Source organism: Bacillus carboniphilus, assembly GCF_020524035.2.
GTDB lineage: Bacteria > Bacillota > Bacilli > Bacillales > JAIVKR01 > Bacillus_CC.
The window spans coordinates 106,393-117,927 of sequence record NZ_CP129013.1 but is presented as its reverse complement, the minus strand read 5'-3'; the positions used below and the strand labels follow the sequence as shown (position 1 = coordinate 117,927).

Below are 11,535 nucleotides of genomic sequence, written 5' to 3'. Positions count from 1 at the left end.
ATTCTGTTTATTTATTTTTCGCACTCACGAGCTCACGAATTTTCGCCAAATTGTCCCCACCAATTAAAGTTGATATTGTCCGCTTGATCCTTGCTTTTACTCTAACATGAAAAGGAAGCCAGCTTTTATAAAAATGATGCATAGCATAAGTCTCATCCGTACGTAACGACTGGCAGTTAATATAATCATATGGTGAAAAATAAGTTTGAGGATAAAAAGTTCCAATGTTTGATATCTTTTGATAGTGACCATCTCTCACCAATCCTTGTTGTTCAAGCATTGATGTTACTGTCTTAACATTGGTCACTTCATTAAACGTTTGATGTTCTTTAATAAATTGTTCTCCTTCATAAAAATCTAGGAACTGTTTAATAAAATGATGACCTTTCTTAGCCCCAATCGTACTTGTCGCAATAAAGTTTTCTTGCTCAAATCCCCAAATGCTCTCTTCCACTAGCAAATCATCAAAAGATTTAAATATTTCGACATCTGTATCTAAATAAATACCTCCATGGTGGTATAGAGCATGAACTCTAACATAATCACTTACAAAAGCATATTTACCAACTTTATATGCTTCTCTAACATATTGATTACACCCAACATCAAATGTTTCCTCTGTCCACTCCATAAATACATAATCCGGTAAATGCTGTTTCCATGTTTGCATACAGTGTCTAATTAAGGGGGGTTTTTCCTTTCTTCCAAACCAACAATAATGTATGATTTTCGGTATTTTTTTGTTCATAATGTCCATCCTTTAACTCATTACTACTGACATTGACTTTTTTATTAAATTGATAACTCGATCCTGTTCTGAACTATCCATATTGATACCAGATGGTAAGCAAACTCCATTTTCAAACACATTCTCTGAAAAACGATCATCACGTAAATACACTTTTCTTCCTTTAAATAGTGGCTGTAGGTGGAGAGGTTTCCATACTGGTCTTGCTTCTATATTATTCTCTACTAATTTCTGAATGATTTCTCGACTTGAAACAAGTGATTTGTTACGATTAATAATCATCGTTGTTAACCAACGATTAGAAACTGTTCCTTCAAGTTCTGGCATAAATTCTAATCCAGGTAAAGTGCTTAACTCATTAAAGTATTTTTTAAACACACTTCTTTTTAAAAAAACTCTTTCCTTTAACACTTCCATTTGTGCCCTACCTACTCCAGCTAGTATATTACTCATTCTGTAGTTAAAACCTAATGTAGAATGTTGATAGTGTGAAGCTTTGTCTTTTGCCTGAGTAGCTAGAAATTGCGCTTTATTTATTAGCTCTTTATCATCTGAAACAAGCATTCCCCCACTTGAAGTTGTGATAATCTTATTACCATTAAACGAATAAACCCCTAATTTCCCAAATGTTCCACTTGCCTTTCCTTTATAGGAAGACCCTAAAGATTCAGCTGCATCTTCAATGACTGGTACCCCATAATGATTACATATTGCAAGAATCTCATCCATTTTTGCACTTTGACCGTAAAGATTGACTACTATAACTGCCTTTGGCAATTCACCTTCTTTTTCTGCTACTTTAAAAGCTTTTAGTAACATTTCAGGGCACATATTCCATGTCTCAGGCTCTGAGTCAATAAAAACTGGAATAGCTTGCTGATACAAAATAGGGTTTGCGCTAGCAATAAACGTTAATGTGGAACAAAATACCTTATCGTCTTTTTTAATCCCTAGTACAGCTAATGCTAAATGAATGGCCGCTGTTCCTGAACTCAGTGCGACAGCTCCTTTAGATCCAACAAAAGAGGCTATTTGATGTTCAAACTTATCCACATTTTCTCCCAATGGAGCAATCCAGTTTGTATCAAAGGCTTGTTTGATATAAGAAAATTCTTTACCGGTCATGTGTGGAGGAGACAAAAAGATCTTATTTTGGCTACTCACTCACTTCCACTCCTCTCACAAATGTTCTCCCAATAATATTAGCTGGGGTACCAACTGCCTTACAAAATGCAGGAATGTCATGAATAACAGTTGATCCTGCTCCAACGATACTCCATTCTCCTATTTTCATTGCAGGGATAATAGTTGTTCCTGCACCTACTTGAACACCCTCACCAATCACCGTATTTCCAGTTAAGGTTGCATTTGGACATATATGAGCATAATCAGAGATATAACTATCATGTTCAACAATAGCACCTGAATTAATAATGCAATGATTACCAATCTCTGATCCTGAATTAACAGTTGCATTCGGCATGATAATGCTTCCATAACCTATGTGTGTCTTCTTACTCATATATGCACGATTGTGAACGAAAGAAATATAATGGTAGCTAGATAACCCTAATCTTCTAACCATAGCTTTTCGCACATTATTATCTCCAATTGCGATCATAAATTTGATATTTGGATATAGGTTAATTACTTCACTTACAGAGGAAATTGGACCTTTTAATATATTTTCGATTTCTATTAAATCAGAATACTTGTCATCTAAGATAGCTGTAATCTTCTTTTCAGAAGAAGAATCAATTACATCCATAATTACTTTACTATGTCCACCTTCTCCAATAATCCCTATACACAAATAGATCACCTCAATCCTTTAAACTTTTCTACAGTGACCTTGCCTTCTTGACTAATACCTTCTTTTTTTACAATCTTCGAAACCGTCTTAAAAATAATTTTTAAATCTAACAATAAAGAATGATGTTCCACATACCACACATCTAATGAAAATTTTTCTTCCCATGTTATATTGTTTCGACCATTTATTTGTGCCCATCCTGTAATCCCAGGTCTTACTTCATGTCTTCTGTGCTGTTCCTTTGTATATAGAGGTAAATACTCAACTAATAAAGGTCTAGGACCTACTAAACTAACATCCCCCTTTAAAACATTAATTAGTTGAGGAATCTCATCAAGACTTGATTTTCTTAACCATTTCCCAAAAGAAGGCAATCTCTCTTCGTCGCTCAAAAGTTCACCTCTGTCATTTCGGTAATCAGTCATAGATCTAAATTTGAATAAGGTAAAAACTTGTTCATTTTTACCGACACGTGACTGCTTAAAAATGACCGGGCTACCTAAGTGAAATATAATCAATACTGTGATAAATAAAAATATCGGCGATAAAAAAATAAGTAATAAACTAGATACAACAATATCGAATATTCTTTTCAAAGTAATTCCTCTCCGTTTACAGAACTTTTTTCTATTAAATCCTCTATCATTTTCAAAATCTCTTTAAGTTGTTTTCCCTCCTCTCTTTCTACTATTACTTTTGAAGATTGCAGAATCCTTACCAATTCGGTAGAAGATAATTTCTTTAATCCATACATTAGTAAAACCCTTTCCTATTTAAAATAATCGCTTACATAATAAATGTTTAAACTTAAGACATGTTCGTAATAAAAGAACCCTAAATAGCAAACTAATATTAAGAAATAAACAAGTTTTTCTTCTTTTTTATTAAACAGCTTGACGATCCATGAAATTAAGACAATTTGATATAAACCAAAATAGATCGAGAATCGAGCAAAAATCCAATTTTGTGTAGCAATGATCATAAAAATAAGACCTATTAACGACATGTTTACAAAATAATTACTTTCAGGGAATATACTCCCAAGTTTTTCTCTACCTAAAAAACAAACAACAAGAGGGACTCCAAACACAAGGACACGGATTATATTAGCTCCACCTTCAACAAAGTTTTCATAATGTCCATATTCCGTATTTTCAATTGCATCAAAGAACAACGATGAAAATTGTTCATACCCTATGACAATTAATAATGAAACCATAAACAATACAATAGTGGCTTGTGACCATGCTTTAAATCTAGAAATAAAATAAATTGGAATAAAAATAAGAACACTTTGATGAAACAAAGAAGCAAATAAAATAACCAAGGTATACTTAAAGAAATGACCATCAATCAAATATTTTGTAGCTGCAAAAGCAATAGCCGCAGCTAAAAATTGTCTGATTCCATTCATAGAAACAAGAAAAAGACCTCCAGTAATATACGTATAGAGACTCAATTCTATCATTCTAGAATATTTATATAAGACAATAATAATTAACACATTAGTTATAAAAGCCGTAACAAAGATGAGCAACTGAGCATCCATAGAGAATTGTTGTAATACCATCTGAAGTATTCCAAAACCGATGTCTTTATTACTTAAAATCATTTCCCAAGTCATTTCTTTCAACTCATAAGCATGGCGATAAAAAAATGTATCACCAATATTTAATCTCAATCCAGATACTAAAATTAATGATATCCCTGCTCCAATGATTAATAGTTTTTGAGGTTTAACAATTAAAATAGGTATATTCGCATAAGATATAGCGAATACCCTAGAAAAAAAAGCAAACAAAAAAACTATGGCAAGATTAATCCATAGAACTGTCATTTTTTAAAACCTACTTTCAAAAAGGAAACTAGTTTTTCATTACTGTATCTTTTTTTGTATTTGAAATATATAGATAGAGCAATGCACCAGGTATTATAGCCAAAAATGTAGTGAATTTCTTAGGTGATTCCTTAATAAAAAGTGGATTTCTAGTCATAAAGTTACTTGATACATAATGTATCGCTTCTCTAAATTGAGTCCTAAATGTTGGTGAATATTTCATTGCAATGACTCGATAAAAAGAAAATCCTTTTGGATTTTTTTTATACTGATGAATGATATTCTTACTTGATCCATCCTCTAAATATTCAACATGGCACAAAACTTCATTTAACAAAAGTAACGGACAGATTTGGTCAATTAAAATGTATTTGTATATTAATGGACAGTATTTTTCATTTGGGAATATAGGATAATCTGGTGTATTTTTCACAAGATCTGTCCTATAGACAATTTTTTTATCTCCTTTAACCTTGTACTTTTTGTATAAATCTATTAATTTAGAATACTCTAACTCTTCAGGAAGCTTCGTACCTATAATCTCCCCAGTTGGTTTTGCATCTAAGCCAACAATACCAGCTATACGATCGCTTTTATTCTCTTTCCAGCAAGAAATTATTTTTTCTACTGCATCTAACGGCATATAATCATCTGAGTCAATACAAACATTTAATTCAGTATCAATTAATTCATAAGCAGTATTATGAGCTCCATGCATTCCTTGATTCTCTTGGTAATAATATTGGATTAAAATTTCTCCTTCTTTTATCCATTCCCCAACCAAATTCTCAGTATTATCAGTCGACCCATCGTCAATTATTAGCCATATGAAATTTTTATTTGTTTGGTATTTTAGACTTTCATAACACTTTTGAAGTGTATATGCCCGATTAAACGTAGGCGTAAATATGGTTAACATTGGCTCCAAAGTTTCTCTCTCCTAATTTTTAGTGTCTTTCTTAATTGTGAAACACTTTCTTTCTATTATATTCCTAAAAAGTCTAAGCGAAATTTTTCCCCATATGCATATACATGTCCTGTAGCTTTTGAGCTGTGTCTGAAATATTAAAACCATTTTCTTTAATAAAAAACTCACAATTTACATCGCTCGCAGAAAGGTTCATTAATTTTTTCGCCCATACTTTTGGTGATGATTTCAAACTTTCATACGAGATTAAGCCTGCACCAATATCTACTTCATTCGTAATGACATTTGATACTAAACAATGTATACCTGATGCTTGAGCTTCAATTAGAGTCACTGGAAGTCCTTCATGAATAGAAGGAAATAAAAGACAATCAAATGCAGAAATTAATTCATTTACATCATCTCGAATTCCTAAAAACATAATACTATTATTGATATCTAAATCAACCGCTCTTGATTTAATTTTATCCTTTAATGGACCATCTCCAATTAACAATAATTTAGCATTCGGTATTTCTTTCAATACTTCTGAAAATATATCCAATATGAATTGATGATTTTTTTGCATATTAAATCTACCAATATGCCCTACAACAAATTGTTCTTTAGAAATGTTCAGTAGATCCCTAATTTTATTCCTTTTTTCTTTTGAAAAATAAAATTCTTCACTATTTACTCCATTTCTTAAAAGAAGGATGTTACTACTTTTCTTATTAAATAACCACTGACCAGCCACCTTGGAACAAGCCACAAATTTCGTCGAATAGGAAGGAATGTTACGGCCAATAATCCATTTATATCCTTTATGGATGATATTACCTTCACTTTTAGTATTATGACTATGAGCAATTCTGTGAGGAATCCCTGCTTTAGCAGCAACTTTAAGAACTAATCCACTCATTTTATCCATATGGGCATGAACAATTTTGTAGTCATCGTGAATATTAAAAAATGACTTAAGTTCATTCATATAAAGAAAGTGACCTACGTCCGTTACATAAGGAATACGATAAACAATCCCTCCTAATTGTTTTATTTCATCATCAAAAATCCCTTCCTTACAGGTCAGAAAATCAAATTGAATTTTTGTATGATCAATTTTCCTGTACAAATTCATCAAAAGAGTCTCTGCTCCTCCACGATTCATATTCACTACAACATGAAGAACTCTTATTGGACGCTCCATACTTGTTCCTCCAAACCTGTTTGGAATATATGATAAATTTGCTGTTGTTCCTTCAATACATGCTCAATACTATATAATTGTTCAATTCGCTCCCGGCTTTTATTACCTAACAATTTAGCTAATTGTTCATCTTGAATGAGGGTTATCAACTTATTCGCTAATTCTTCCTTGTTGTTAATCACCCAGCCATTTTGATCATTGATAACGAGTTCGTTATGACCTCTATTTGCTTTAGCTATAACCGGAAGACCTGTAGCCATGCCTTCCATAACATTTACAGGGAGACCTTCTCTATTACTTGAAGCTACAGTGCAATCACTTATTTGAAGAAGTTTATTAATATCTTTACGAAACCCTAAAAAATCAACCAAATGAGCAACCTTTAATTTTTTTGATAACTCTTTACATTCATTTTGAAGTTTCCCTTCACCTGCTAGTAAAAGTTTCACATTCGGTACGATTTCCTTTATTTCATTTAAAGCTCTAATTATTAACTGCTGGTTTTTATTTTTATTAAACTCAGCTCCATAGAAAATAAGAAAATCATTTAAACTATATCCATACGCTTTCCGATACTCTTTCTTTTGATCTATTGAAATAGGGCTAAACTTATTTAAATCTATACCTACACCGTGTACATGGAAAATCTTATTGGCTGGAAATCGGTGCGATTTAGCAAACTGATAATCCTCATTGTTTATTGTTATTAAGCCATCTGTCCATGTAGATAAAATCTTTTCAATCGGATAGTATAAAAACCAATTCTTCAGAGGAGCTCCCTTGCAAAAATGAAATCCATGAGCAGTATAAAGAACCCTCGTTTTTTGGAGGCGAGATTTGCGTGCAGCTAGCCTTGCTAATAATCCACCTACAGGGGTATGACAATGTATAATATTGTATTCATTTTTGTCTATTATTTCTTTAAGTCTCCTATACACTCTAGCATTTGATAAGTGAATGGGATTTCTAACAAAGGGGAGGCTATATCTATAGTCGACATACGGTAATCTTATTTCCCCATTTGCAGCGACATGAATTTCCCATCCGTTCTTTTTTAACCACTCTATTAATGGAATATGAAAAGCTTTGAAGTGATAATCAACAGTTGCACATAGTAATATTTTTTTCGTCAAGATTATCATCCCCTATATCTACGAATGGACTAGCATTGTATCTTTCTCTATTTTATGATTAGCCAAAAATAACAATCTCTTTTTTAAAGCCCCTTTTTCTAATTTGTGATAATTATTCATAAGATCATTAATTTCATCCACATATAAATCCGATGTTTTCCCAACAAATATTTTTTCATATATTTGTTCTTCATGAATTTCATCTTTACAAAGTAATTCTTCAAATAATTTCTCTCCAGGTCTAATGCCAGTGAATTTAATTCCTATATCATCAATTGTATGACCAGATAGTTTTATTAAACTTTCTGCCAAATCAACTATCTTAACTGGCTCCCCCATATCAAGAACATAGATCTCTCCACCCTTAGCAAGTGCACCTGCTTGAATAACAAGACGAGATGCTTCTGGAATAGTCATAAAGTAGCGTTCCATATCTGGATGAGTAACTGTTACTGGCCCGCCATTTGAAATTTGTTTTTTAAAAAATGGAATCACACTTCCTCTGCTTCCAAGGACATTTCCAAACCTAACAGCAACAAATTTAGTTTCACTTTCTTTATTCATATTTTGAATAATCATTTCTGCTAACCTTTTCGAAGATCCCATCACATTGGTCGGATTTACTGCCTTATCAGTAGAAATCATTACAAACGTGTTCACTTTATTTAAACTCGATGCTTTTGCTACATTAAATGTACCCACCATATTGTTATTCACAGCTGAAAATGGATTTTGTTCCATAAGAGGGACATGTTTATGGGCGGCAGCATGATAGACCACGTCTGGTTTATATTCTTCCATGACACTCATCATTCTCATTTCGTCTTGAATTTCAGCTATTTCAGTCACTAATTCAATACCACTATTCTCACTTATATTCTGCAATTTAATATGGATATCATAAATACTGTTCTCTCCATGACCTAATAAAATAAGTTTACTAGGCTTGAATTTACAAAGTTGTTTACAAATTTCCGAACCTATAGAACCTCCAGCTCCTGTTACTAGCACAACTTTATTTTCAATTTCATTTGAAATACTAATAAGATCCAGTTCCACTGGTTCTCTTCCTAATAAATCTTCTTCCTTAACATCCCTAAACTGATTTACCGATACCTTACCGGTCATAATATCTTCTAGCATTGGAATTATTTGTGTTAGCATTTGTTTTAGAACATTCCAAAAATATCTTCTGCAATTCTTTTCTTCTTAATGAAGGAATCGCAATTATAATATGATCTATTTCGTGAGAATAAACGATACTTGAAATCTGATTAATCTTACCTAAGACTGGTATACCGAAAATTTCAAGCTTACTCTTTTTTTCACTGTCATCTACAAATCCAATTGGTACTAATTCTGTTTCATGATTATTTTTCAACTGTCTTGCAACCATCGTTCCTGCTTCTCCAGCACCAACAATTAACGTACGTTTCCTACTTTCCACATTTTCGTTAAATGTATCTTTATAAACCCTCCAGCAAAACCTTGATCCCCCTATGAATAACAAATGGAGTAACCATGTAACGAACATTAAACGATAAAAGGTTTCCTCAAAAATGAACACTTGAAAAATAAACGATACTAAAATGGTCATTGTCACTACTTTTAATATAGTGAACAATTCTCCAATACTTGCGTACATCCAATATTTTTTATATAAATTAAACACTAATGAAAAAAAATGATGACAAGTCAAGATAATTGCTGAGAATAACATGAAAGGTGCAGAAAACACTTGTAAAGTTCCATCAACCAGTACTCTGCTAATAAAAATAGCTGTTAGTACTATTAAAGTATCAATAACTATAAACAATGAAAATCTTTGACGGTAAGTCATTACTTATAGGCTCCCCTCCTTCTTAATATCAAAAGGAATGAAATATTAATAAAGAGAAATGTTGAAGAATTATTTTTTGGAGTATTATGAATAGGAAGGTATGTCATGGAGTTAACTCCTTTTTACTCATATTTTATTGGCTTTTCGCCATTTAGAGTGATCATTTAGGATATTTAAAGACGGACAAGGGAATGAGTTCACATTCTCGCTCATTATTCTCCCCCTGTTACAAGTTAAAGAACAAGCTCTGTAAGGAAGAAGATCAATTGGTTTCAGATGTTTCGAGTTGAGCACATACATCACAATTTAAGTGCGTGTTTAAAAAGTAGGGAAGAAGCATATTATTTTAGGGGCATTTAACCCCACCTCACGTAACACTATTGACGACAGGCGTCTAAGGTACAATTAATGAACCCACAGCATCACCGAGTGCCTTCACTGATAACGGTATAGAAGACATTACCAACTTTTATTTAAAAACATAGTTATTTATGTTCAATAATTTTTTGATAAATTGTTCTTAATAAAGAACAAGAAAGGACAAAAAACTACATTTCATTCATTATTGCTCCTAAAAAACGTGCATGACCGAAGGTTAATATTCTTTTCGATTCCAAGACTTCATGTTGATTAGCTTTTGAATGTATGACAAGGATAACACCATCACATAAGCTAGCAAGTATGTTACTATCTGTAGCTTCCAAGATTGAAGGAGAATCAATTAGAACATAATCAAACTTACTTTTTGCCTCTTCAATTAAGTAATTCATTGAATCTAAACCTAATAGTTCAGCAGGATTTAATAAACTGGGTCCACTTGTCAATACATATAGATTACTAATCCCCGTGTAGGAAACAGTCTCTTCTAACGTTCTTTTACTAGACAAGATTGAACTTAATCCAACAGTATTAGGGAGTTTAAAAAAGAGATGTTGGGATGGGTTTCTTAAATTCGCATCAATAATCACCACCTTCTCGCGATCATTAACAAGTGAGTAAGCTAAATTAGCAAGAGTACTAGATTTTCCCTCCTTTTGTTTTGAAGAAGTGAATAGTAATGTAGGGTTTTGAAAATCCTTAACCATAAAATAAAAATTAGTTCTCAACTTTCTAAATTGTTCCGATACTAATGACTCCGGAATTGATTGTGTAATAATATTTTTTGTTTTATGTTTATTTGATTTTCGTTTTAACATTCGAATCATATAATTCTCCTTCGTACTGGTTCTCGGGTTTTCTGACATTCTTTTTTAAGTTTTTTCTATTAAACTTAGGAATTTCACCTATAACTGGAATTTCCAAAATTTCTTCAACTGCATTTTTAGATCTAAACACATCTTTTAATGCATCTAAAAGTAATATAAATCCAATACTGATCATCAAGCCCATTGCAAAACCTAATATAATTAGTTGAGAACCTCTCTGATTCACTGGAACTGGATAATCCGAATACTCAGCTAAACCTAACAAACGTATATCACTAAAACCCATTAGTCCTGGGATTTCTTCAATGAAGACTTTGGCTGTTGTATTCGCAATATCAACTGCTGAATTGTAATCTAGTTGTGTACTGTATATTTTAACTACTTGAGAATTACTTATGACTTCTACGGAGACTTGATTTGCCAACGACTCAGGTGATACATTAAGGTCTAATTCCCTACTAACTTTTTCCATGATAACTGGATCTGTTATTAACACTGTGATTGTTTTCATTTGTTCTTCTGTTGCTCCAATAATTAATCTGGAGGATGCAGAATATAAAGGTGTATAGTTATATTGATTATAAAAATAACCTAAAATCGATGCCGTAAAAGTGATAATTAGCATAATCCACCATTTATTAAAGATTAGTTTGCATAATTCGATTAAATTAATATCTTTAACCACTGGTAGACCTTTCTCATTCGAAGATCGAGATTCATTCATTTTTTCACCATCTTTATCAAAGTTCATTATGAAACATCGTTTTTAAAGGATATAGATTTGATTAATCAATATTTTATTATTATTTTATCCCTTTAAAGCAACCTAATCAACATATTTTTGA

Annotated in this window: 11 protein-coding genes and 1 pseudogene; all 12 read right to left on the bottom strand. The window is 32.2% G+C overall.

The window, feature by feature from the left end; genetic code table 11:
- Nucleotides 1-7: 7 nt before the first annotated feature.
- On the bottom strand, nucleotides 8-757 hold the full coding sequence (locus tag LC087_RS00635) for a glycosyltransferase family 32 protein (protein WP_226539386.1): 750 nt from the start codon (nucleotides 755-757) through the stop codon (nucleotides 8-10).
- A gap of 3 nt (nucleotides 758-760) precedes the next feature.
- A complete protein-coding gene (locus LC087_RS00630) occupies nucleotides 761-1,912 on the bottom strand; it encodes an aminotransferase class I/II-fold pyridoxal phosphate-dependent enzyme (RefSeq protein ID WP_306019804.1) in 1,152 nt (383 codons plus the stop codon).
- Nucleotides 1,905-2,561 (bottom strand): acetyltransferase, encoded by a 657-nt coding sequence (locus tag LC087_RS00625; protein WP_226539387.1) that lies wholly within the window; start codon nucleotides 2,559-2,561, stop codon nucleotides 1,905-1,907. The genes LC087_RS00630 and LC087_RS00625 overlap by 8 nt, the downstream gene beginning before the upstream one ends.
- 5 nt (nucleotides 2,562-2,566) lie before the next feature.
- Entirely contained in the window at nucleotides 2,567-3,163 is a 597-nt protein-coding gene (locus LC087_RS00620) for a sugar transferase (RefSeq protein ID WP_226539500.1), read from the bottom strand.
- The gene (locus LC087_RS00615) at nucleotides 3,154-3,315 is read right to left on the bottom strand and encodes a hypothetical protein (RefSeq protein WP_226539388.1); all 162 of its coding nucleotides are present in this window, start codon (nucleotides 3,313-3,315) and stop codon (nucleotides 3,154-3,156) included. The genes LC087_RS00620 and LC087_RS00615 overlap by 10 nt, the downstream gene beginning before the upstream one ends.
- A 15-nt stretch (nucleotides 3,316-3,330) precedes the next feature.
- Nucleotides 3,331-4,398 carry an EpsG family protein gene (locus tag LC087_RS00610; RefSeq protein WP_226539389.1) on the bottom strand — a complete coding sequence of 356 codons (1,068 nt, stop codon included), beginning with the start codon at nucleotides 4,396-4,398 and terminating at the stop codon, nucleotides 3,331-3,333.
- A gap of 28 nt (nucleotides 4,399-4,426) precedes the next feature.
- Nucleotides 4,427-5,326 carry a glycosyltransferase family 2 protein gene (locus LC087_RS00605; RefSeq protein ID WP_226539390.1) on the bottom strand — a complete coding sequence of 300 codons (900 nt, stop codon included), beginning with the start codon at nucleotides 5,324-5,326 and terminating at the stop codon, nucleotides 4,427-4,429.
- Between the two features lie 73 nt (nucleotides 5,327-5,399).
- Complete coding sequence (locus LC087_RS00600; RefSeq protein WP_226539391.1) at nucleotides 5,400-6,512, bottom strand: glycosyltransferase family 1 protein; 1,113 nt, start codon at nucleotides 6,510-6,512, stop codon at nucleotides 5,400-5,402.
- On the bottom strand, nucleotides 6,497-7,648 hold the full coding sequence (locus LC087_RS00595; RefSeq protein ID WP_226539501.1) for a glycosyltransferase family 4 protein: 1,152 nt from the start codon (nucleotides 7,646-7,648) through the stop codon (nucleotides 6,497-6,499). The genes LC087_RS00600 and LC087_RS00595 overlap by 16 nt, the downstream gene beginning before the upstream one ends.
- 15 nt (nucleotides 7,649-7,663) lie before the next feature.
- Nucleotides 7,664-9,485, bottom strand: a pseudogene (locus LC087_RS00590) (polysaccharide biosynthesis protein).
- A gap of 548 nt (nucleotides 9,486-10,033) precedes the next feature.
- Complete coding sequence (locus tag LC087_RS00585) at nucleotides 10,034-10,690, bottom strand: CpsD/CapB family tyrosine-protein kinase (RefSeq protein WP_226539393.1); 657 nt, start codon at nucleotides 10,688-10,690, stop codon at nucleotides 10,034-10,036.
- Entirely contained in the window at nucleotides 10,659-11,441 is a 783-nt protein-coding gene (locus LC087_RS00580) for a YveK family protein (RefSeq protein ID WP_226539394.1), read from the bottom strand. Before LC087_RS00580 ends, LC087_RS00585 begins: the two co-directional genes overlap by 32 nt.
- Nucleotides 11,442-11,535 lie beyond the last annotated feature (94 nt).